Origin of the sequence: Edwardsiella sp. EA181011 (genome assembly GCF_000800725.1) — a bacterium.
In the GTDB taxonomy this organism is placed as follows: domain Bacteria; phylum Pseudomonadota; class Gammaproteobacteria; order Enterobacterales; family Enterobacteriaceae; genus Edwardsiella; species Edwardsiella anguillarum.
Map to the genome: position 1 here is coordinate 695,994 of NZ_CP011364.1, position 22,483 is coordinate 718,476.

Sequence of the window (22,483 nt, forward strand, 5' to 3'; positions counted from 1 at the left end):
CCCGGACAGACAGAGGCAGCTATGGATCCGTTAATCATCAAACTCGGCGGCGTATTACTCGATAACCCACAGGCGATGGAGCGTCTCTTTCAGGCGCTGTTGGCCTACCGACATCATGATCGCCGTCCGATCGTCATCGTACACGGCGGCGGGTGCCTGGTGGATGAGCTGATGGCGCGCCTGCGGTTGCCGGTGGTGAAGCGGCAGGGTCTGCGGGTCACGCCGGCCGATCAGATAGGCATTATCAGCGGCGCGCTGGCGGGGACGGCGAACAAGACGCTACAGGCCTGCGCCATTGCGCACGGACTGGCGGCGATCGGCCTGTCGCTGGCCGACGGCGGGGCGGTACAGGTGAGTCCGCTGGATGCGTCCCTGGGACACGTTGGCCAGGCGCTGCCGGGATCGCCGCTGCTGCTGCGTCAGCTGCTGGCGGCGGATTTCCTGCCGATCGTCAGCTCCATCGGCATCAGCGCCGAGGGGATGCTACTGAATGTCAATGCCGATCAGGCGGCGACGGCGCTGGCGGCGACCCTGGGGGCGGATCTGCTGATGCTGTCTGACGTCAGCGGCATCCTCGATGGTAAGGGACAGCGTATCGCGGAGATGACGGCGCAGAAGGCACAGTGTCTGATCGAGCAGGGCATCATCACCGATGGGATGGTGGTAAAGGTGAACGCGGCCTTGGAAGCCGCTCGGACGCTGGGGCGTCCGGTTGATATCGCCGGCTGGCGTCACGCCGAAAAGCTGCCGGCGCTGTTTAACGGCGAAGCCGTCGGCACGCGTATTCATGCATAACACAACAACACGATTCGGTTAAGAATAAGGAAACCTGTATGGCAACCCAAAGCATCAACAAAATCGTTCTGGCCTACTCCGGCGGCCTGGATACCTCCGCCATCATTCCGTGGCTTAAGGAAAACTACGGCGGCTGTGAGGTTATCGCCTTTGTGGCGGATATCGGCCAGGAGCGAGAAGACCTGGTGGGCATCGAGCAGAAAGCGCTCCGCTCCGGCGCCTCCTCCTGCTATGTCGTGGATCTGCGCGAAACCTTTATCAAGGATTACGTCTATCCGGTGCTGAAGAGCGGCGCGCTCTATGAGGGCAGCTATCTGCTGGGGACGTCGATGGCCCGCCCGCTGATCGCGAAAGCGCAGGTTGAGCTGGCGCTGGAGCTGGGGGCCGACGCTCTGTGTCACGGCGCGACCGGGAAAGGCAACGATCAGGTGCGTTTTGAAACCACCTATACCGCGCTGGCACCGCAGCTACAGGTCGTGGCGCCGTGGCGCGAGTGGGATCTGCGTTCGCGTGAGGCGCTGCTCGACTATCTGAAGGGGCGCGATATTCCCACCACCGCCACGCTGGAGAAGATCTACAGCCGTGACGCCAACGCCTGGCATATCTCTACCGAAGGGGGCGTGCTGGAGAGCCCGTGGAGCCCGGCCAACCAAGACTGCTGGGTGTGGACCTGTGCCCCAGAGGAGGCGCCGGATCAGCCCGAGCTGGTGACCGTGGGCGTTGAAAAGGGCGAGGTCGTTTCGGTCAATGGGGTGGCGATGACGCCCTTTGGCTGCCTGCAGGCGCTGAATGCGCTGGGCGCCCGCCACGGCGTAGGACGTATTGATATCGTCGAAAACCGCCTGGTGGGCATTAAATCCCGCGGCTGTTATGAGACGCCGGGGGGCACCATCATGATGGCGGCGCTGCGCGGCGTGGAGCAGCTGGTACTGGATCGCGACAGCTTCCAGTGGCGTGAGAAGCTGGGTCAGGAGATGTCCTACGTTGTGTATGACGGCCGCTGGTTCGCACCGCTGCGTCAGTCGCTGCAGGCGTCGGCCGATGCGTTGGCCGACGCGGTGAGTGGCGAAGTGGTGATCAAGCTGTATAAAGGGCAGGCTACCGCCATACAGAAGAAGTCGGCCAACAGCCTGTATAACGAGGCTTTCGCTACCTTTGGTGAGGATGATGTGTACGATCACAGCCACGCCGGCGGCTTTATTCGTCTGTTCTCCCTCTCTTCGCGCATTCGCGCGCTGAACAGCGCAAAGCAGTAGTAGGCGCAGGACAGAACGCGGGCCGCGCTGCGGCCCGTCGATCATTTTATTCTGAGTACGGAGCAGTCACTATGGCACTTTGGGGCGGGCGTTTTTCCCAGGCGGCAGATCGCCGTTTTAAACAGTTTAATGATTCCCTGCGCTTTGATTATCGGCTGGCGGAGCAGGATATCATCGGATCCGTCGCCTGGTCCCGGGCGCTGGTGACCGTCGGCGTACTGACGGTACAGGAGCAGCAGCAGCTGGCGCAGGCGCTCGCAGCGCTGCTGGAGGAGGTTCGCGCCGATCCCCACGCTATCTTGGACAGCGATGCGGAGGATATTCACAGTTGGGTGGAGCAGCAGCTGATTGAGCGGGTCGGTGACCTGGGCAAAAAGCTGCATACCGGACGCAGCCGCAACGATCAGGTGGCGACCGATCTGAAGCTATGGTGTAAGGATCAGGGCGAGATGCTGCGTCAGGCTCTGATAGCGCTGCAGCAGGCGCTAACGGACTGTGCCCGCCAGAATCAGGATGCGGTGATGCCCGGTTATACCCATTTGCAGCGGGCGCAGCCGATCACCTTTGCCCATTGGTGTCTGGCTTATGTCGAGATGCTGGCCCGCGATGAGAGCCGCCTGGATGATGCCCTACGGCGTCTGAATAGCAGCCCGTTAGGCAGCGGCGCGCTGGCTGGTACCGCCTACCCTATCGATCGCGATCGGCTGGCCGACTGGCTGGGGTTCTCTGCCGCAACGCGTAACAGTCTGGACAGCGTATCCGATCGCGATCATGTCCTGGAGCTGCTGTCGGCGGCCGCTATCGGCATGGTGCATCTATCGCGCTTCGCCGAAGATCTGATCTTCTTTAACAGCGGCGAGGCCGGCTTTATTGAGCTGTCGGAGCGGGTAACCTCCGGATCGTCGCTGATGCCGCAGAAAAAGAATCCGGATGCGCTGGAGCTGATCCGCGGTAAGTGTGGGCGAGTGCAGGGGGCGCTCAGCGGCATGCTGATGACGTTAAAAGGGCTTCCGCTGGCCTACAATAAGGATATGCAGGAAGACAAAGAGGGGCTGTTTGATGCCCTGGACACCTGGATGGACTGTTTACAGATGGCGACGCTGGCGTTGGATGGACTGGCGGTTAAGCGCCCGCGCTGCGCCGAAGCGGCGCAGCAGGGATATGCGAATGCCACGGAGCTGGCGGATTATCTGGTAGCCAGAGGGATCCCGTTTAGGGAGGCGCACCACATTGTCGGAGAGGCGGTCGTGGCGGCGCTGGCGCAGGGTAAACCGCTGGAGGCGTTGCCGCTGGAGACGCTGCAGTCATTCAGTCCGGCGATCGGCGCCGATGTCTATCCACTGCTGGCGCTGGACTCCTGTCTGGCAAAACGCAGCGCCCGCGGCGGCGTGGCGCCGCAGCAGGTCGCACAGGCGATCGATGATGCCCAGCGGCGACTGGGTAACATTCTCTGATGCTCCGCGCGCCGGCGCGGGCGGGGTTAATCCCCCGGACAGCGCAGGCAGCGCTCAATTTCGTCGCTGCCCAGACGCAGTTTACTTTGCAGATCGCGCAGGGCGGTACGCACTCCCTCCTCAATGACCGGATGGTAAAACGGCATATCCAGCATCTGATTTACGGTCATCTGCTGTTGATGGGCCCAAGAGAGCAGATGGGCAAGGTGCTCGGCGTCCGGTCCGATCATCTCCGCGCCGAGGAAACGGCCGCTTCCCTGCTCTGCATAGACATGCAGCAGGCCAAGATTGCGCAGCATGACGCGCGATCGTCCCTGGTTTTCAAATGAGACCTCCCCGACGGCGAAGCAGCCGCAGGCGCCATATCGCTCATTCAACTCGCGGAAGGTGGAGCCCACCATCGCGATCTGCGGGTCGGAAAAGACCACCGAGAGGGGACTGCGGCGCAGTCCCGGGGTGATCTCGGGATAGCTACCGGCGTTCTCACCGGCAATGCGCGCCTGATCGCTGGCCTCGTGCAGCAGCGGCAGCTGGTTGCTGGCGTCGCCGGCAATAAAGATATGCCCGACGCTGGTCTGCATCGTCATGCGATCTGCCAGCGGTACGCCGCGCGCATCCAGCTGCAGGGTGGTGTTCTCCAGCCCCAGGCGGTCGACGTTGGGACGCCGGCCGGTGGCGGCCAGAACGTAGTCCACCAGGATATCCTGCGTCTGACCGTTCAGATCGCGATAGCGAATGAAGACCTGCTCCCCCTCACGCTGCAGGATCTCTACCTGTGCGTCGGGGTCGAGATAAAACTCTGCGCCCAGCTTATCTACGGCATAGCGGCGGACCTCGGCATCCGTCAACGGCCCGACGGCGCCGCCGACGCCGAATACCCTGACCTCGACGCCGAGCCGGTGCAGGGCTTGCCCCAGCTCAAGACCGATGACGCCGGGACCGAAGACGGCAACGGCGCGCGGCAGCGTATCCCAGGCGAACAGATCGTCGTTGACGATCAGGCGATCGCCCAGGGCATCCCAGGCGGCAGGCCATACCGGGCGTGAGCCGCTGGCGATGACGATGCGTTTGGCATGAATACGGGTATGTTCATCAACCTGCAGGGTGTGATCGTCCAGAAAGCGGGCGTAGCCAAGGATTTTGTCATCCGCGGGAATGCTGTCGACACCCTCCATGACGAAGCCGACGAAGCGATCGCGTTCGCGCTTCACGCGATCCATCACCGCTCGACCGTCAATGCGGACATCGCCCTGGGGATGGATACCGAAGCCGGGTGCGCGGGCGATCTGATGCACGGATTCTGCCGCGGCGATCAGCAGCTTAGAGGGCATGCAGCCCACGCGGGCGCAGGTGGTGCCAAAGGGACCGCCTTCTATCATCACCACGCTGGGGGTATAGCGTTTGGCTGCACGATAGGCGCCTAGCCCGGCGGTACCGCCGCCGATCACGGCAACGTCGACGTGTAATTCTTTCATTACATGATTCCTGGAATACCGAAAAAAAGGCGGGACGAGCCCGCCAATACGTTGGCTTTGATGGGCCATGGGTGGCCCTATTGTTGTTAAGCCTGTTGCAGGTAGTGCTCCAAATCATCGCTGCCGCCGATATGCTGGCCACCGATGTAAACCTGAGGCACCGTTGCTCTGCCGCTGATGGCGCGTAGGCTGACGGTGGTCGCGTCTTTACCCAGGATGATCTCCTCATACTGGATGCCGCGATCCTGTAGCATCTGTTTGGCCTTGCTGCAGTAGGGGCAGCCGGGTTTGGTAAACAGGGAAACCGAGGCCTGCAGCGTGTGCTCCGGCGCGAGGTATTTCAGCATAGTATCGGCATCGGAAACCTGGAACGGGTCGCCCGGCAGGTTCGGTTCGACAAACATCTTCTCGACCACGCCGTTGCGTACCAGCATAGAGTAACGCCAGGAGCGTGGCCCAAAGCCCAGATCCGCTTTTTCGACTAGCATGTTCATCCCGCGGGTGAACTCACCGTTGCCGTCGGGAATAAAGGTGATATGTTCGGCTTTCTGATCGTTTTTCCAGGCATTCATAACAAAGGTGTCGTTTACCGATACACACAGAATGCTGTCCACACCGTGCTGGTGGAATATCGGCGCCAGTTCGTTGTAGCGTGGCAAGTGGCTGGAAGAGCAAGTCGGCGTGAAGGCGCCCGGCAGTGAAAAGACGATGACGGTTTTGTCGCGAAACAGCGTGTCGCTGGTGACATCGAGCCACTTATCCCCTTGGCGGGTATGAAAGGTAACCGGTGGAACGCTTCTGCCTTCTTGACTGCTAAACATGTAATACAACCTTCCTTTCTGATCTGATACGAAATTTGCGATGGGACCTTGGTTTAGGATTTATTATTGTGACTCCCACTTGATAGTTCTAATCGTTCATTGCTATCTTATTCATCGATATTTACTATCGCTTGCGGGAGAACAACATGAATATCCGGGATTTAGAATATCTGGTGGCGTTGGCGGAGCACCGCCACTTCCGTCGGGCGGCGGATTCGTGCCATGTCAGCCAGCCCACCCTGAGCGGGCAGATCCGCAAGCTAGAGGATGAGCTGGGGGTGATGCTGCTGGAGCGCACCAGCCGTAAGGTTCTGTTTACCCAGGCGGGCCTACTGCTCGTGGAGCAGGCGCGTACGGTGCTACGAGAGGTAAAAGTGCTCAAGGAGATGGCCAGTCAGCAGGGTGAGGCGATGTCCGGCCCGCTGCATATCGGTCTGATTCCCACCGTTGGCCCCTATCTGCTGCCGCAGATCGTACCGATGCTGCACCAGGCGTTTCCCAAGCTGGAAATGTACCTGCATGAAGCGCAGACCTCGCAGCTGCTGGCTCAGTTGGACAGCGGAAAGTTGGACTGCGCCATTCTGGCGTTGGTGAAGGAGACGGAGGCGTTCATTGAGATCCCACTGTTTGATGAGCCGATGACGCTGGCGGTGTATAGCGATCATCCCTGGGCGGAAAAAGAGCGTATCGCGATGCCGGAGCTGGCGGGGGAGCATCTTTTAATGCTGGAGGATGGGCACTGTCTGCGCGATCAGGCGATGGGCTTTTGCTTTGAAGCCGGCGCCGATGAAGATACCCACTTCAGGGCGACCAGCCTGGAGACCCTGCGCAACATGGTCGCGGCAGGCAGCGGGATTACGCTGTTGCCCGATCTGGCCGTCCCTTCTCAGCGTCGGCGCGATGGCGTCTGCTATCTGCCTTGCTATAAGCCGGAGCCTAAGCGAACCATCGCTCTGGTCTATCGTCCCGGGTCGCCGCTGCGCGCACGCTACGAGCAGCTCGCGGAGGCCATCCGCGAGCATATGCAGCAGGTCATGATCCAGCGAGAGGCGTTAAAACAGGCGGTTTAGGCCGTTAAGCGCCGCCACGCGGTAGGCTTCTGCCATCGTGGGATAGTTGAAGGTGGTATTGACGAAGTATTCGATAGTATTGCCTTCCCCCTTCTGCTCCATGATCGCCTGTCCGATATGAATAATCTCTGCGGCGCGCTCGCCAAAGCAGTGGATCCCTAGGATCTGCTTGGTTTCGCGGTGGAACAGGATCTTCAGCCCTCCGACGTTCATTCCGGCAATCTGCGCCCGGGCCAGGTGTTTGAACTGCGAGCGACCCACTTCATACGGAATTTTCATCGCGGTCAGCTCCTGCTCGGTTTTTCCGACGGAGCTGATCTCCGGAATGGTGTAGATCCCGGTTGGAATATCTTCGATGAGGTGTGTATGGGCTTCCCCGCGGGTGATGACCTGCGCGGCGATGCGCCCCTGGTCATATGCGGCAGAGGCCAGGCTGGGGTAGCCGATGACGTCTCCGACGGCGTAAATATGCGGCACCGCGCTCTGATAGCGGGCGTTGACCTTCAGCTGACCACGCTTGTCTGCCTCCAGACCCACCGCCTCAAGACACAGACCCTCGGTATTACCCGTGCGGCCGTTGGCAAACAGCAGGCAGTCTGCCTTGACCTTTTTCCCGGAGCGCAGGTGAACGATAACGCCGTCCTCCAGCCCCTCAATCTGCTCAAACTCTTCGTTGTGGCGGATCACGACGCCGTTGTTCCAGAAGTGGTAAGAGAGTGAGTCCGACATCTCTTGATCCAGGAAAGAGAGCAGCCTATCGCGCGTATTAATCAGATCGACCTTAACGTTGAGGCCGCGGAAGATAGAGGCATACTCACAGCCGATAACGCCGGCGCCATAGATGATGATGTGGCTGGGTTCATGGTGCAGGTTAAGGATAGAGTCGCTGTCGTAAATCCGGGGATGGCTAAAGTCGACATCCTGCGGGTGGTAGGGGCGGGAGCCGCAGGCGATAACAATGTTGTCGGCCGTTAAGGTATCGCTGCTGCCGTCCGGGTAGGTCACGCTCAGCGTATGGGGATCGACAAAACGGGCCTCGCCGTAAAACAGCTGGCAGTGATTGCGTTCATAGAAGCCCTGACGCATTCGGGTTTGTTGGTTTATTACGCTGTCGGCGTGACGCAGGATATCGGGAAAGGTTGCGCTGATGAGGCGGGTATTATCACTGTAGAGCGGGTTTTGGTTAAATTCGATAATGCGGCTGACGGCGTGACGGAGGGCTTTCGAGGGGATGGTTCCCCAGTGGGTACATCCGCCGCCGACGCTGAATTGCCGTTCGACTACGGCAACTCGCGCCCCCTGTTTAACCAGTCCCATGGCGGCACCTTCACCCCCGGGTCCTGAACCAATAACGATGGCGTCAAAATGGAAATGCTGTTGCATGTTAGAGTAGGCCTTTTTTATACAAAACCACAACGCCATATTAACATGAAATGCTGTACAGCCCAATCATCCTTATTATTTATATGGAAAATAGTTATTATTAGCAGATAATTACGTAATATAACGCCATTTGCTGCCGTGATGGTTAATTCAGCGTGATAGGGCTAAGTTTGGTATAGTGAGGCGGTGGTAGCCAATAAAAGCGCCGGCCGTAAAACCGGACATGAAGAGAATAACGGATAGAATATGGGCGTCAGGGCACAGCAAAAGGAACGGACACGCCGTTCACTGATTGAGGCGGCATTTAATCAGCTCAGCGCCGAGCGCAGCTTCGCCAGTCTGAGCCTGCGAGAGGTTTCGCGTGAGGCAGGGATCGCGCCCACGTCGTTTTATCGCCATTTTCGCGATGTGGATGAGCTGGGGCTCACCATGGTGGATGAAAGCGGTCTGATGCTGCGTCAGCTAATGCGTCAGGCGCGTCAGCGTATCGCGAAGGGCGGTAGCGTGATCCGAACCTCGGTCGCGACCTTCATGGAGTTTATTGGTAATAATCCCAATGCGTTTCGTCTGCTGCTGCGTGAGCGATCTGGAACCTCGGCTGCCTTTCGCGCCGCGGTACAGCGTGAAATTCAGCATTTTATTGCGGAACTTGCCGACTATCTGGAAATCGAAAATCATATGCCGCGCAGCTTTACGGAAGCGCAGGCCGAGGCGATGGTCACCATTGTCTTCAGCGCGGGTGCCGAGGCGTTGGATATCGACAGCGAGCAGCGCCGTCAGCTAGAGGAGCGCCTGGTGTTGCAGCTGCGGATGATTTCCAAAGGTGTGTATTACTGGTATCGCCGTGAACAGGAGAAAGCGCACCTTGCGCACCTTGCGCAGGTTGCCGCGACGGCCATCGACGGCGGACATCATCACAAGTCATAGGGGAGGAGATGCGTAAACATCGTCTTGATATCGGAACATTGGTCTTGTCAGCCGTGGCAGGGTTATCCATCAGCGGATCGTTTTCTGCGTTGTTCAGCAGCGTCGTGCCGTTTTCTGTTTTTCCGCTGATCGCCCTGGTGCTGTCGGCCTATTGTTTACACCAGCGTTATCTTCACGTCGCCATGCCGGAAGGCATGCCGATGCTCTCATCCTCCTGTTTTCTGCTCGGCCTTCTGTTTTACAGCACGCTGATCCGCGTTGAATATCCCGCCATTGGCTCCAACTTTCTGCCCTCTTTACTGTGTGTGGCGCTGGTGCTGTGGATCGGCGTACGGATTAAAAGGCAGCGCGGCCGCGCCGCGCAGGATAGGGACGATGATGACGATGAGAGACACAGTTGAGTCGCATCGCCGCGGGCAGCCAGAGAGCTGCCCGTTTTTTTTTTGGGATCAGCGACGTTCCAGCAGTACCCCGCACTCCATATGGTGGGTATAAGGGAATTGATCGAACAGCGCCAGACGTGTAATCCGATGGCTCTGATTGAGCGTGTGAAGGTTATCGCATAGCGTCAGTGGATTGCAGGAGATGTACAGGATGTTCTGATATCCCTGCACCATACCCAGGGTTTCTGTATCCAGACCGCTGCGTGGGGGATCGACGAAGATGGTATTGCACTCATAGCTGTGCAGGTCGATGCCCTGCAGGCGGTTGAACGCCCGGACGCCCTGCATGGCCTGGGTAAACTCCTCAGCCGACATGCGGATGATCTGCACGTTGTCTATCTGATTGGCGGCAATATTGTACTGCGCCGCCGCGACGGACGGCTTGGCTATCTCGGTGGCCAGCACCCGACGAAAGTTGCGCGCCAGCGCCAGTGAGAAGTTGCCGTTGCCGCAGTACAGCTCCAGTAAATCTCCCGCCGCGCCGTGCGTGGCGTCCAGCGCCCACTCCAGCATTTGAATATTGATGGCCGCGTTGGGCTGGGTGAAGCTGTTTTCGACCTGGCGATAGATCATCTGGCGTCCTGCGACCGGCAATACCTCATCGACCCAGTCTTGGTCCAGGCAGATCTTGGTCTTACTGGCCCGTCCGATCAGCTGGATAGCGAATCCCTGACCGCGTAGTGCATCGCGCAGAGCCTCTGCGGCCTGCTTCCAGGCATCATCTAGCGCGCGGTGATACAGCAGGGATACGATAATCTGCCCGCTGCGAGTGGACAGGTAGTCTATCTGAAACAGTTTATGGCGTAGTGTTGGGTTGGGACGCAGAGCGTCGAGCAGCAGCGGCATCAGGCGGTTGATCAGCTCGCTGGCGGCCGGGAACTGATCCACCCGGATGCGCTGTTTGCTCTGGGGATCAAACATAATATGGTAGAGGTCATCGCCATCGTGCCAGATCCGGAACTCAGCACGCATGCGGTAATGGTTCGCCGGCGAGCGGAATGGCTGTACCGCAGGAGCGCCGAACGGCTGCATCATTTGCTCCAGACGGTGGATTTTTTCACTGAGCTGGTCGTCATAGTGTTCGGTTGGCAGCATGCTTGGCGTCATATCGGTTCTCATCGGCACGGGGAAGTTACGGCAGGTATGTTCATCCCACCGCACGGGGCGTCGGCGGGACGGGCAGTCAACGGTCGAGCAGATGGCCATCGGCCTGACTGCGTTTTGGTCCGCGATAGGTATCCCAAAGGATGCGATTGTAGGCGATGGACGTATGATGTCCAGTCCCGTGTGCGTTACTCTTCGCTTAGCGTGCCCTTGTAATAATAGCGGCAGCTGGCGCCGAAATGCTCAACGCGTTTGCTGACCAGCGCCATGGTTTCAAATTCGGAGAGGATATGTTCAGTTCTATAGCGGCTGATTCCAGTAAAGTGGATAATATCGGTGATGGTAAAGTAATAATCCGTATTTTTCTTTAGCAGAGAAAGTATCTTGTAGCTATTAATTAGCTCTGTTTTCTTTTTTTCCATAAAGCAGAGAGTATCAATTGAAGAGGGGACCGCCATTAGCATTAGGCGATCCCGGTAGGAGAAAATATTAGAACTTATAGTTCAGCATGGTGACAAAAACATCGTCGGTGCTGATGCCGTTATTTCGCGTGAAGGTGTTGTCATCCAGTAGGTTGATCTTATATTCAAAGATGAGTGCCAGGTTCTTGTTAAAAGAGTAGGTGGTCGCCAGATCGATGAATTTTACATAGGTTTGGTTACTGCCTGCGTTACCCTTGAGATCTTTTGCCGTTCCGTTGAGATAGGCGAGGGAGGGTTTCAGGCCGCAGTCAAACTGATACTGGGCCAACAGTTCATAGCCACGTGCCTTCGGTGCAAATCCATCCTGTTTGCCAATATAGTGCATATTCTTGACTTCACCATAGATGGCGGCCAGATAGACATTATGGTTGTCATAGCGGGCGCCAACGTTCCAGCCATCCGCTCGTTTCCCCAGATCATCCTGACGCTGCTCCAGCGTACGCGCTGAATTAGCGTATGCTCCGCCGATGCTGAGACCATTTTCGAAGCGGTAGACCAGCGAGGTCCCAACCCCATTGCCGTTCTGGTGTGCGACGCCGCGGGGGTTGCTGCTGAGCGGACCCGTCTGATTTTCCGGGTCGTTCCAGCCGTCATTTTTACCCTGTACCTGTAGTCCAAAATCCAGGCCGTCAACTAGGTTAAAAATATTACGGTTACGGTATGTGGCGACGTTATTGGTACGGTAGGTCATAAAGTTATCGACGCCGTCATAAGAGACGCCGCCGAATACCGGAATAGGCGCCCCGGTCCAACCATTAATATCGTTCAGGATCCCGTAGTTCCTGCCATAATCGAAGCTTCCGTATTGTCCGAAGCCTACGCCTGCATATCCTATACGCGTTGTGTTTTTGGTACTACCGGCACTTTCCGGTTGGTTTAATTTTACATTGTATTCCCAACGTGCATAGCCAATCATAAGATCATTGATTTTGGTTTCACCACGTAGAGTGAACTTTACCTTTGATTGATCTCCGGCAATATATTTATCTTGAGAAAAATAATGTCTTACCTTAAAAGAGCCATCTAAATAAACGCGATTGCCGTTCTGGTTGTAAATCTCTGCTGCATGTGAAATGAGCGGAAAAATACCAATGCAGCCTATGGTGGACAGGGCCACAAGCGAGCGGATTTTATTCATCATTGATTCCTGCTGATAATTATTAGACGTTATTAAAAATAAGAGCAACGGCGTTGCTTTTTTTATAATTATACAAATGACAGCTGGTTTTTTGTGATGAATGTCACGTATTTGCGTCTATTTGTAACATGAATGTCTTTAAACATAGATCATGATCACATTAATCACGCTGTTTGAGTCGATATAGTTTTATATATACAAATTGGACTCCCTCCATGCGAAATTAAGAGATTATCGCCATGTTTATAACCACAAAAAAATCACTGATTGCATTAGTCCTTGCTACAGCGGGTCTGATTTCCTCTCCAGCTTCCTTTGCCACTGAGACAGCCGCACAGCCGAATCTGGGCGCTACGCTGACGCAGTTAACGCAGCAATATCCGATTCACTGGATCTCTATTGAGCAGGTCGCTGAAAGTCTGAAAGGGAAGGCACCGATTAGCGTCGGTTTTGATATCGACGATACACTGCTATTTTCCAGCCCTGCGTTTTTCTATGGGAAACAAAAATTTTCACCTGACAGCAATGCGTTTTTGAAAAATCAGAAGTTTTGGGATGAAGTCAGCAGCAGCGGTTGGGATCGCTTCTCGATTCCCAAAGATTCTGGTCGTGCGCTGATGGAGCTGCATTTAAAACGCGGTGACCATGTCTATTTCATCACTGGTCGTCCGATGCCGTCTAATGGCAAAGAGGATTTGACGCAAACGCTGAAAGACGATTTCAAAATTCCGGATAATCAGCTGAATAAGGTGATTTTTGCCGGAACCAAACAAGATGCCAAAGTTGAATATATGCAGAAGCACCATATTACCATCTTCTACGGTGATTCTGACAATGATATTCAGGACGCCCGCAAGGCTGGCGCTGAAGGGATCCGGGTGCTGCGTCCACTGAACTCCACTAATAAGCCGATGCCGAAGAACGGGGCTTTTGGCGAAAAAGTCATCGTGAATTCCCAGTACTGATCGCGTTAATAGACAAGAAGGCATTGATGAAACATACGCTAAAACTGAGCCTGGCCGCGGCGGTGATGGTATTGGCCGGCTGCGCCGCCCACCCGCAGAGCGCACAGCAACAGCTGTCATCGCAGGCGACGCTGGCCGTGAATTGGATGCAACAGTCAGGCGAGTATCAGGCGCTGACCTGGCAGGCATTTAACGTCGCTAAAACTGCATTTCTCAACAATCCCGCGCCTAAAGGCAGTAAGAAGGCCGTGATTGTCGATATCGATGAAACCATGGTCGATAACACGCCCTATGCCGCCTGGCAGATCAAACAGTCACGCAGCTTCAGCGAGGCGGACTGGGATAAGTGGGTTGAGGCGCGTCAGGCTAAGGCATTACCGGGTGCGGTCTCCTTTGCCCGCTTTGTCCAGGACCACGGCGGCCGGGTCTTTTACATCTCCAATCGCTCGCAGCAGGGGCTGAGCAGCACGCTAGCCGATCTGAAGGCGCAGGGATTCCCTGATGTTAGCGCTGAGAACCTGCTGCTGAAAGACAGCAGCGGCAGCAATAAAGTCGCGCGTTTTAAACGTGTGACCGAGATGGGCTATTTCCCGGTGCTGTATGTCGGGGATAACCTGAATGACTTTACCGGGGCGACTTACCACCAGGACAATGCGGTGCGTAAAGACTTCGTGGCCGAAAATCATCAGAAGTTTGGCACGCAGTTTATCATTCTGCCCAACCCCTCTTACGGTGATTGGGAAGGCGGAATGGCGAAGACGTATTGGAAGCAGCCTGCGGCAGAAAAGCTGAAGATCCGTGACGCCAATCTGTCAGCCTGGACGCCGGCAGCCCAGTAACGTTGTTTTAGATGGCGCTTCGTAATATGAGGCGCTAGGTGTTTCGTTTTACTCTCTGTTGCGCCGTCGGCCTCCGCTTCCCCTGCCGTCGGCGCATTTTTTGCACATATAAACAGGTTGGCTGAGTCGCTATTTTAGTTAAAACAGAGACTAGTTTTACTGAACTGAGAATAATCCTCTAATTACCTTTCTTTTTTCTCTGATTCTCCCGTGACGAGAGCCGCTCAGCACGCGCGTCAGGGTATCCCTATGCCGATGCGCTGGGTAGAATGCTCTGTTTTTTGGGCGAGGCAGCAGGGAGCCGGCCCGTTATCTTGGGTGGAGAAAGAAGGTAATTATAATGAATAAGAAACATATGGTTATCGCGCTGCTTCCGGTGGCTGCATCCGTGTCGGTCAAGGCGCAGGCGGCGCAGAGCGAGATGGTAGTGACGGCCAGTCGTTTTACCCAGCCGGTGTCGACGGTGCTGGCGCCGATGGACGTTGTGACTCGGGACGATATCGACCGCTGGCAGTCCAAGAGTCTAGACGAGGTCATGCGTCGCTTGCCGGGAGTCGATATCGTCCAGAACGGTGGCTTGGGGCAGAGCTCCTCGCTGTACCTGCGCGGTACAGAGGCGCGACAGGCGCTGATTTTGGTCGACGGGATCCCTCTGGCTCGCCCCGGCATCACCAATGTGGCTGCGCTGAATCAGATCCCGCTCGCCATGGTGCAGCGTATCGAATATATCCGCGGGCCGCGTTCGGCGGTCTATGGCTCCGGAGCCATCGGTGGCGTTATCAATATCATTACGCTGGACGCCGAGCCAGGTGCGCAGCTGAGCGTGGGCACCGGTACCAATCACTACCAGCAGTATGATGCCGGGGGGCGTCAGCAGCTGGGAAATACAACCCTATCGTTGGCGGGCTCTTTTCAGACGACCCGCGGCTTTAATGTTCAGCCTGACTCGCCCTATGGGCCTGACGGCGATCGGGACGGGTTTCGTAATAAAGTGCTGTGGGGCGGGGTAGAGCACCGTTTCTCTGAGGCCTGGTCTGGTTTTGTCCGCGGCCATGGCTACAGCGAAGCCTCTGACTATGATGCGGGGAAATACGGCAGCGATAGCAGCGGTACCCTGCGCCAGCTGTACAACCACAGCTACGATATGGGACTGCGCTATCATGCCGGCGCTTATGCGTCGCAGCTGATCGCTGCTTATCAAAAGATTAAGGATTATAACTACGGCACAGTCTATGGCCGCTTTGGCAACGGCAGCTCCCTAGATGATCTGCGGCAGTACAACCTGCAGTGGGGCAATACCTACCGTTTTGACAGCGGCATGCTCAGCGCCGGGGCCGACTGGCAGCAGCAGCGTCTCACCTCGTCCGATAGCACCCGGATGCAGCGCTATCAGCGCTATGACGGCGGGCTTTACCTGAGCGGCCAGAAGCGCATGGGCGCAGTGACGCTAGAGGCATCCGGTCGGGGCGATAACGATCAGCAGTTTGGCTGGCACGGTACTTGGCAGAGCGCCGCCGGCTGGGAGTTTATCCCCGGCTACCGTGCGACGCTCTCTTACGGCACCGGTTTCCTGGCGCCGTCGCTGGGGCAGCAATTTGGCTCCGATCGTATGGATATACAAAGCAATCCCAACCTGCGCCCGGAGGAGTCGCGCCAGTGGGAGCTGGGGCTGAGTGGCCTGAGCGGTCCGCTGGACTGGCAGCTGTCGGCCTACCGTAATCAGGTTCGCAACCTGATCACCTACTTTAGCGATCCGATCACCCGACACGGACAGTACAGTAATATTGACTCGGCGACCATCAAAGGCGTCGAGTGGGTCGGCAGTATGGATACTTGGGCGCTGAGCCACCGCGTGACCCTGCAATATATTGATCCCCGAGATGATAAAACCGGAGACCTGCTGCCGCGTCGCTCCCGTCATCAGGGTAAGTACCAGTTGGATTGGAACCTTTGGGATCTCGGGATGGATCTGGCCTACCAGTATTTCGGCCGCCGTAGCGATAAAAGCGCGCCGGGCGGTAAGCTGCCCAGCTACAGCACGGTAGACATTTCGGCCTCTTATCCGGTTACATCCCAGCTCACGGTTCGTGGTAGAATTGGTAATCTGTTGGATAAAAATTATCAAACCGCTTATGGCTACCAAACCGCAGGACGGGAATATTATCTCTCCGGTAGCTACACCTTCTGATGATGTAGCCACTGCCAAGCCTACCGTGCTGGTGTTTGACTCCGGTGTCGGTGGGCTTTCTGTCTATCAGGAGATCCGCGCGTTACTACCGGATCTCCACTATATCTATGCCTTTGACAATCAGGGATTCCCCTACGGCGAGAAAGAGGCTGTGTTTATCACGGAGCGCGTGCTGCGCATCGTGGCGTCGCTGCATCAACGCCATACCCTATCGGCGATGGTTGTCGCATGTAATACCGCCAGTACCATTGTGCTGCCTGCGCTGCGTGCGCGCTTTCCCTTTCCCGTCGTGGGCGTGGTTCCCGCGATTAAGCCGGCGGCCAAGCTAACCCGCAACGGCATTGTGGGGCTGCTGGCGACTCGCGCGACGGTGCAGCGGGCCTATACCCATGAGCTGATCGCCCGCTTTGCGACAGACTGCCAGATAAAGATGTTGGGATCGGCGGAGCTGGTCGAGCTGGCGGAGGCGAAGCTGCACGGTGAGGCGCTGGATCTGCAGCGGCTGAGAACGATTTTGCGGCCCTGGCTGACGATGGCCGAGCCACCGGACACCGTGGTCTTGGGATGTACCCATTTCCCGCTGCTGCGCGATGAACTGGCGCAGGTATTGCCCGCCGGCACCCGTTTGGTGGACTCCGGTGCCGCGATCGCCCGCCGGGTTGCCTGGTTGATTGCCAATCAGGCGACGCTGCCGGGGAAAGATATGCGTAATGTTGCCTATGCGACGCAGTGTGATGCTCAGACGGCCGCCCTGCTGCCGGTATTGCGTCAGGTGGGTTTTGAGACTCTGCGGGAACTGAGTATATAAGCGGCAAAATAGGCGCCGTTGCTGAAAAGTTATTCGGTTGGCTCATTTTTTTGAAAATAGGGCTTGTCACGTCGCGAGAAGTCCCTATAATGCGCCTCCACTGACCGGGAACAACGACCAACTCGTCGCCCAGTCAGGCAGGGAAAGTAAAAATAAATGCTTGACTCTGCGGGCGAAAAGCGTAATATACGCAGCCCACGCCGTTGATAACTCAACGGGTTTTCACGGCGACGCTCTTTAACAAATTATCAGACAATCTGTGTGGGCACTCGCAAGATTCGTATTAAGCATTCCTCGGAATGCCAAAATATTTAAAGTCTTGAAGAGTGACAGCAGTTAATTCATTACGAATAAACAGTTTAATTTCTTTGAGCATCAAGCTTTTAATTGAAGAGTTTGATCATGGCTCAGATTGAACGCTGGCGGCAGGCTTAACACATGCAAGTCGAGCGGTAGCAGGGAGAAAGCTTGCTTTCTCCGCTGACGAGCGGCGGACGGGTGAGTAATGTCTGGGGATCTGCCTGATGGAGGGGGATAACTACTGGAAACGGTAGCTAATACCGCATAACGTCGCAAGACCAAAGTGGGGGACCTTCGGGCCTCATGCCATCAGATGAACCCAGATGGGATTAGCTAGTAGGTGAGGTAATGGCTCACCTAGGCGACGATCCCTAGCTGGTCTGAGAGGATGACCAGCCACACTGGAACTGAGACACGGTCCAGACTCCTACGGGAGGCAGCAGTGGGGAATATTGCACAATGGGCGCAAGCCTGATGCAGCCATGCCGCGTGTATGAAGAAGGCCTTCGGGTTGTAAAGTACTTTCAGTAGGGAGGAAGGTGTGAGCGTTAATAGCGTTCACAATTGACGTTACCTACAGAAGAAGCACCGGCTAACTCCGTGCCAGCAGCCGCGGTAATACGGAGGGTGCAAGCGTTAATCGGAATTACTGGGCGTAAAGCGCACGCAGGCGGTTTGTTAAGTTGGATGTGAAATCCCCGGGCTTAACCTGGGAACTGCATCCAAGACTGGCAAGCTAGAGTCTCGTAGAGGGAGGTAGAATTCCAGGTGTAGCGGTGAAATGCGTAGAGATCTGGAGGAATACCGGTGGCGAAGGCGGCCTCCTGGACGAAGACTGACGCTCAGGTGCGAAAGCGTGGGGAGCAAACAGGATTAGATACCCTGGTAGTCCACGCTGTAAACGATGTCGATTTGGAGGTTGTGCCCTTGAGGCGTGGCTTCCGAAGCTAACGCGTTAAATCGACCGCCTGGGGAGTACGGCCGCAAGGTTAAAACTCAAATGAATTGACGGGGGCCCGCACAAGCGGTGGAGCATGTGGTTTAATTCGATGCAACGCGAAGAACCTTACCTACTCTTGACATCCAGCGAATCCTGTAGAGATACGGGAGTGCCTTCGGGAACGCTGAGACAGGTGCTGCATGGCTGTCGTCAGCTCGTGTTGTGAAATGTTGGGTTAAGTCCCGCAACGAGCGCAACCCTTATCCTTTGTTGCCAGCGGTTCGGCCGGGAACTCAAAGGAGACTGCCAGTGATAAACTGGAGGAAGGTGGGGATGACGTCAAGTCATCATGGCCCTTACGAGTAGGGCTACACACGTGCTACAATGGCGTATACAAAGAGAAGCGACCTCGCGAGAGCAAGCGGACCTCATAAAGTACGTCGTAGTCCGGATTGGAGTCTGCAACTCGACTCCATGAAGTCGGAATCGCTAGTAATCGTGGATCAGAATGCCACGGTGAATACGTTCCCGGGCCTTGTACACACCGCCCGTCACACCATGGGAGTGGGTTGCAAAAGAAGTAGGTAGCTTAACCTTCGGGAGGGCGCTTACCACTTTGTGATTCATGACTGGGGTGAAGTCGTAACAAGGTAACCGTAGGGGAACCTGCGGTTGGATCACCTCCTTACCTGAAGATACGAAATTGTGTAGTGCTCACACAGATTGTCTGATAGATGTTCGAGCAAATACCTTATGCAGGCTTGTAGCTCAGGTGGTTAGAGCGCACCCCTGATAAGGGTGAGGTCGGTGGTTCGAGTCCACTCAGGCCTACCAACTCCCTTCCTGGGTGAAGCGGACGGTGGTAATAAGGTATCGGCAGTAAAGTCATGGGGCTATAGCTCAGCTGGGAGAGCGCCTGCTTTGCACGCAGGAGGTCTGCGGTTCGATCCCGCATAGCTCCACCATATTTCAGAACATACTGAGAAATCAGCATGTTGTGAAATATTTTGCTCTTTAACAATCTGGAACAAGCTGAAAATTCGAAAACAATCGAATTGCTTTTAATAAGTGATTCGAGAGTCTCTCAAATGCTTACAGCACGAAGTGAAACATCTTCGGGTTGTGAGGTTAAGTGACTAAGCGTACACGGTGGATGCCTAGGCAGTCAGAGGCGATGAAGGACGTGCTAATCTGCGATAAGCGTCGGTGAGCTGATATGAAGCATTATTAGCCGGCGATGTCCGAATGGGGAAACCCAGTGCAATCCGTTGCACTATCGTTAAGTGAATACATAGCTTAACGAGGCGAACCAGGGGAACTGAAACATCTAAGTACCCTGAGGAAAAGAAATCAACCGAGATTCCCCCAGTAGCGGCGAGCGAACGGGGAAGAGCCCAGAACCTGAATCAGTTTGTGCATTAGTGGAAGCGTCTGGAAAGTCGCGCGATACAGGGTGATAGCCCCGTACACGAAGGTGCACAGCTGTGAGTTCGATGAGTAGGGCGGGACACGTGTTATCCTGTCTGAATATGGGGGGACCATCCTCCAAGGCTAAATACTCCTGACTGACCGATAGTGAACCAGTACCGTGAGGGAAAGGCGAAAAGAACCCCGGCGAGGGGAGTGAAATAGAACCTGAAACCGTGTACGTACAAGCAGTGGGAGCATCCTTCGGGGTGTGACTGCGTACCTTTTGTATAATGGGTCAGCGACTTATATTTTGTAGCAAGGTTAACCGAATAGGGGAGCCGTAGGGAAACCGAGTCTTAACTGGGCGTCTAGTTGCAAGGTATAGACCCGAAACCCGGTGATCTAGCCATGGGCAGGTTGAAGGTTGGGTAACACTAACTGGAGGACCGAACCGACTAATGTTGAAAAATTAGCGGATGACTTGTGGCTGGGGGTGAAAGGCCAATCAAACCGGGAGATAGCTGGTTCTCCCCGAAAGCTATTTAGGTAGCGCCTCGTGAACTCATCTTCGGGGGTAGAGCACTGTTTCGGCTAGGGGGTCATCCCGACTTACCAACCCGATGCAAACTACGAATACCGAAGAATGTTATCACGGGAGACACACGGCGGGTGCTAACGTCCGTCGTGAAGAGGGAAACAACCCAGACCGCCAGCTAAGGTCCCAAAGTCATGGTTAAGTGGGAAACGATGTGGGAAGGCATAGACAGCCAGGATGTTGGCTTAGAAGCAGCCATCATTTAAAGAAAGCGTAATAGCTCACTGGTCGAGTCGGCCTGCGCGGAAGATGTAACGGGGCTAAACCATGCACCGAAGCTGCGGCAGCGACGCTTAGGCGTTGTTGGGTAGGGGAGCGTTCTGTAAGCCGTTGAAGGTGGCCTGTGAGGGCTGCTGGAGGTATCAGAAGTGCGAATGCTGACATAAGTAACGATAAAGCGGGTGAAAAGCCCGCTCGCCGGAAGACCAAGGGTTCCTGTCCAACGTTAATCGGGGCAGGGTAAGTCGACCCCTAAGGCGAGGCCGAAAGGCGTAGTCGATGGGAAACAGGTTAATATTCCTGTACTTGGTGTTATTGCGAAGGGGGGACGGAGAAGGCTAGACCGGCCGGGCGACGGTTGTCCCGGTTTAAGCGTGTAGGTGTGATGACCTGGCAAATCCGGTCATCTTTAACACTGAGGCGTGATGACGAGGCACTACGGTGCTGAAGTGGTTAATGCCCTGCTTCCAGGAAAAGCCTCTAAGCTCCAGATAACACTGAATCGTACCCCAAACCGACACAGGTGGTCAGGTAGAGAATACCAAGGCGCTTGAGAGAACTCGGGTGAAGGAACTAGGCAAAATGGTGCCGTAACTTCGGGAGAAGGCACGCTGGCACGTAGGTGAAGTCCCTCGCGGATGGAGCCGAAGCCAGTCGAAGATACCAGCTGGCTGCAACTGTTTAATAAAAACACAGCACTCTGCAAACACGAAAGTGGACGTATAGGGTGTGACGCCTGCCCGGTGCTGGAAGGTTAATTGATGGGGTCAGCCGCAAGGCGAAGCTCTTGATCGAAGCCCCAGTAAACGGCGGCCGTAACTATAACGGTCCTAAGGTAGCGAAATTCCTTGTCGGGTAAGTTCCGACCTGCACGAATGGCGTAATGATGGCCAGGCTGTCTCCACCCGAGACTCAGTGAAATTGAACTCGCTGTGAAGATGCAGTGTACCCGCGGCAAGACGGAAAGACCCCGTGAACCTTTACTATAGCTTGACACTGAACATTGAACCTTGATGTGTAGGATAGGTGGGAGGCTTTGAAGTGTGGACGCCAGTCTGCATGGAGCCGACCTTGAAATACCACCCTTTAATGTTTGATGTTCTAACCTGGCCCCGTGATCCGGGGTAGGGACAGTGTCTGGTGGGTAGTTTGACTGGGGCGGTCTCCTCCCAAAGAGTAACGGAGGAGCACGAAGGTTAGCTAATCCTGGTCGGACATCAGGAGGTTAGTGCAAAGGCATAAGCTAGCTTGACTGCGAGAGTGACGGCTCGAGCAGGTGCGAAAGCAGGTCTTAGTGATCCGGTGGTTCTGAATGGAAGGGCCATCGCTCAACGGATAAAAGGTACTCCGGGGATAACAGGCTGATACCGCCCAAGAGTTCATATCGACGGCGGTGTTTGGCACCTCGATGTCGGCTCATCACATCCTGGGGCTGAAGTAGGTCCCAAGGGTATGGCTGTTCGCCATTTAAAGTGGTACGCGAGCTGGGTTTAGAACGTCGTGAGACAGTTCGGTCCCTATCTGCCGTGGGCGTTGGAAGATTGAGAGGGGCTGCTCCTAGTACGAGAGGACCGGAGTGGACGCACCGCTGGTGTTCGGGTTGTGATGCCAATTGCATTGCCCGGTAGCTACGTGCGGAAAAGATAAGCGCTGAAAGCATCTAAGCGCGAAACTTGCCTCGAGATGAGTCTTCCCTTGGACCTTGAGTCCACTGAAGGAACGTTTAAGACTAAGACGTTGATAGGCTGGGTGTGTAAGCGTAGCGATACGTTGAGCTAACCAGTACTAATGATCCGTGAGACTTAACCTTACAACACCGAAGGTGTTTTTAGAGAGACGAATTTAGCTTGTTCAAGATTGGAACCGATGGC

16 protein-coding genes, 2 tRNA genes and 2 rRNA genes are annotated in these 22,483 nt (G+C 55.8%); 14 read left to right on the forward strand and 6 right to left on the reverse strand.

Annotated features, from left to right (window positions below):
• Positions 1-21: 21 nt before the first annotated feature.
• The 3 genes from argB to argH all read left to right on the forward strand — a co-directional run bounded on the left by argB (position 22) and on the right by argH (position 3,505).
• The gene (gene argB / locus QY76_RS03140) at positions 22-795 is read left to right on the forward strand and encodes an acetylglutamate kinase (protein WP_034165428.1); all 774 of its coding nucleotides are present in this window, start codon (positions 22-24) and stop codon (positions 793-795) included.
• 38 nt (positions 796-833) lie between these two features.
• Complete coding sequence (locus QY76_RS03145) at positions 834-2,051, forward strand: argininosuccinate synthase (protein ID WP_034165427.1); 1,218 nt, start codon at positions 834-836, stop codon at positions 2,049-2,051.
• Between the two features lie 71 nt (positions 2,052-2,122).
• Complete coding sequence (gene argH / locus QY76_RS03150; protein ID WP_045427985.1) at positions 2,123-3,505, forward strand: argininosuccinate lyase; 1,383 nt, start codon at positions 2,123-2,125, stop codon at positions 3,503-3,505.
• Positions 3,506-3,531: 26 nt separating this feature from the next.
• Here the strand turns inward: argH and QY76_RS03155 are convergent, their stop codons facing one another.
• Complete coding sequence (locus QY76_RS03155) at positions 3,532-4,980, reverse strand: dihydrolipoyl dehydrogenase (protein ID WP_034165425.1); 1,449 nt, start codon at positions 4,978-4,980, stop codon at positions 3,532-3,534.
• Positions 4,981-5,066: 86 nt separating this feature from the next.
• Positions 5,067-5,801, reverse strand: a complete 735-nt coding sequence (locus QY76_RS03160; RefSeq protein ID WP_034165424.1) for a glutathione peroxidase — start codon at positions 5,799-5,801, stop codon at positions 5,067-5,069.
• A 146-nt stretch (positions 5,802-5,947) separates the two neighbouring features.
• On the opposite strand from QY76_RS03160, the gene oxyR reads away from it, so the two are divergent.
• Complete coding sequence (gene oxyR, locus QY76_RS03165; RefSeq protein WP_034165423.1) at positions 5,948-6,871, forward strand: DNA-binding transcriptional regulator OxyR; 924 nt, start codon at positions 5,948-5,950, stop codon at positions 6,869-6,871.
• Here the strand turns inward: oxyR and sthA are convergent.
• Positions 6,854-8,293, reverse strand: a complete 1,440-nt coding sequence (sthA, locus tag QY76_RS03170) for a Si-specific NAD(P)(+) transhydrogenase (RefSeq protein ID WP_071844102.1) — start codon at positions 8,291-8,293, stop codon at positions 6,854-6,856. The two genes, oxyR and sthA, sit on opposite strands and share 18 nt — an antisense overlap.
• A 207-nt stretch (positions 8,294-8,500) precedes the next feature.
• Here sthA and fabR point away from each other — a divergent pair, with 207 nt between their 5' ends.
• Together fabR and QY76_RS03180 are read left to right on the forward strand one after the other, a co-directional pair.
• Positions 8,501-9,181 (forward strand): HTH-type transcriptional repressor FabR, encoded by a 681-nt coding sequence (gene fabR / locus QY76_RS03175; protein ID WP_034165420.1) that lies wholly within the window; start codon positions 8,501-8,503, stop codon positions 9,179-9,181.
• Between the two features lie 8 nt (positions 9,182-9,189).
• Complete coding sequence (locus QY76_RS03180; RefSeq protein ID WP_034165419.1) at positions 9,190-9,582, forward strand: YijD family membrane protein; 393 nt, start codon at positions 9,190-9,192, stop codon at positions 9,580-9,582.
• 48 nt (positions 9,583-9,630) lie between these two features.
• Here QY76_RS03180 and trmA read toward each other — a convergent pair whose 3' ends face one another.
• From trmA to QY76_RS03195, 3 genes are all read right to left on the reverse strand, one after another.
• The gene (trmA, locus tag QY76_RS03185) at positions 9,631-10,731 is read right to left on the reverse strand and encodes a tRNA (uridine(54)-C5)-methyltransferase TrmA (RefSeq protein WP_034165418.1); all 1,101 of its coding nucleotides are present in this window, start codon (positions 10,729-10,731) and stop codon (positions 9,631-9,633) included.
• A gap of 185 nt (positions 10,732-10,916) precedes the next feature.
• A complete protein-coding gene (locus QY76_RS03190; protein WP_235439442.1) occupies positions 10,917-11,192 on the reverse strand; it encodes a hypothetical protein in 276 nt (91 codons plus the stop codon).
• Positions 11,193-11,217: 25 nt separating this feature from the next.
• Entirely contained in the window at positions 11,218-12,351 is a 1,134-nt protein-coding gene (locus QY76_RS03195; RefSeq protein ID WP_034165417.1) for a porin, read from the reverse strand.
• A 236-nt stretch (positions 12,352-12,587) separates the two neighbouring features.
• Between QY76_RS03195 and aphA the strand changes: the two genes are divergently transcribed.
• The 8 genes from aphA to QY76_RS03235 all read left to right on the forward strand — a co-directional run bounded on the left by aphA (position 12,588) and on the right by QY76_RS03235 (position 22,422).
• Entirely contained in the window at positions 12,588-13,313 is a 726-nt protein-coding gene (gene aphA / locus QY76_RS03200) for an acid phosphatase AphA (protein ID WP_012850263.1), read from the forward strand.
• Positions 13,314-13,339: 26 nt separating this feature from the next.
• A complete protein-coding gene (locus QY76_RS03205; RefSeq protein WP_045427965.1) occupies positions 13,340-14,152 on the forward strand; it encodes a 5'-nucleotidase, lipoprotein e(P4) family in 813 nt (270 codons plus the stop codon).
• A 340-nt stretch (positions 14,153-14,492) separates the two neighbouring features.
• Positions 14,493-16,340 carry a TonB-dependent vitamin B12 receptor BtuB gene (btuB, locus tag QY76_RS03210; RefSeq protein ID WP_034165414.1) on the forward strand — a complete coding sequence of 616 codons (1,848 nt, stop codon included), beginning with the start codon at positions 14,493-14,495 and terminating at the stop codon, positions 16,338-16,340.
• Positions 16,285-17,148 carry a glutamate racemase gene (gene murI / locus QY76_RS03215; RefSeq protein ID WP_045427953.1) on the forward strand — a complete coding sequence of 288 codons (864 nt, stop codon included), beginning with the start codon at positions 16,285-16,287 and terminating at the stop codon, positions 17,146-17,148. The genes btuB and murI overlap by 56 nt, the downstream gene beginning before the upstream one ends.
• Positions 17,149-17,532: 384 nt before the next feature.
• Positions 17,533-19,076, forward strand: a 16S ribosomal RNA gene (locus QY76_RS03220).
• A gap of 69 nt (positions 19,077-19,145) precedes the next feature.
• A tRNA-Ile gene (locus tag QY76_RS03225) sits at positions 19,146-19,222 on the forward strand.
• Positions 19,223-19,277: 55 nt separating this feature from the next.
• A tRNA-Ala gene (locus QY76_RS03230) sits at positions 19,278-19,353 on the forward strand.
• A gap of 161 nt (positions 19,354-19,514) precedes the next feature.
• A 23S ribosomal RNA gene (locus QY76_RS03235) occupies positions 19,515-22,422 on the forward strand.
• Together the 16S and 23S rRNA genes with 2 tRNA genes alongside form the textbook arrangement of a ribosomal RNA operon.
• Positions 22,423-22,483 lie beyond the last annotated feature (61 nt).

Coding starts and splice junctions, on each gene's coding strand:
- QY76_RS03195 (WP_034165417.1), bottom strand. CDS start 12,351: ATGATGAATAAAATCCGCTCGCTTGTGGCCCTGTCCACCATAGGCTGC.
- sthA (WP_071844102.1), bottom strand. CDS start 8,293: ATGGCGTTGTGGTTTTGTATAAAAAAGGCCTACTCTAACATGCAACAG.
- QY76_RS03190 (WP_235439442.1), bottom strand. CDS start 11,192: ATGCTAATGGCGGTCCCCTCTTCAATTGATACTCTCTGCTTTATGGAA.
- QY76_RS03205 (WP_045427965.1), top strand. CDS start 13,340: ATGAAACATACGCTAAAACTGAGCCTGGCCGCGGCGGTGATGGTATTG.
- QY76_RS03160 (WP_034165424.1), bottom strand. CDS start 5,801: ATGTTTAGCAGTCAAGAAGGCAGAAGCGTTCCACCGGTTACCTTTCAT.
- QY76_RS03145 (WP_034165427.1), top strand. CDS start 834: ATGGCAACCCAAAGCATCAACAAAATCGTTCTGGCCTACTCCGGCGGC.
- murI (WP_045427953.1), top strand. CDS start 16,285: ATGGCTACCAAACCGCAGGACGGGAATATTATCTCTCCGGTAGCTACA.
- oxyR (WP_034165423.1), top strand. CDS start 5,948: ATGAATATCCGGGATTTAGAATATCTGGTGGCGTTGGCGGAGCACCGC.
- QY76_RS03180 (WP_034165419.1), top strand. CDS start 9,190: ATGCGTAAACATCGTCTTGATATCGGAACATTGGTCTTGTCAGCCGTG.
- aphA (WP_012850263.1), top strand. CDS start 12,588: ATGTTTATAACCACAAAAAAATCACTGATTGCATTAGTCCTTGCTACA.
- btuB (WP_034165414.1), top strand. CDS start 14,493: ATGAATAAGAAACATATGGTTATCGCGCTGCTTCCGGTGGCTGCATCC.
- argB (WP_034165428.1), top strand. CDS start 22: ATGGATCCGTTAATCATCAAACTCGGCGGCGTATTACTCGATAACCCA.
- trmA (WP_034165418.1), bottom strand. CDS start 10,731: ATGACGCCAAGCATGCTGCCAACCGAACACTATGACGACCAGCTCAGT.
- fabR (WP_034165420.1), top strand. CDS start 8,501: ATGGGCGTCAGGGCACAGCAAAAGGAACGGACACGCCGTTCACTGATT.
- QY76_RS03155 (WP_034165425.1), bottom strand. CDS start 4,980: ATGAAAGAATTACACGTCGACGTTGCCGTGATCGGCGGCGGTACCGCC.
- argH (WP_045427985.1), top strand. CDS start 2,123: ATGGCACTTTGGGGCGGGCGTTTTTCCCAGGCGGCAGATCGCCGTTTT.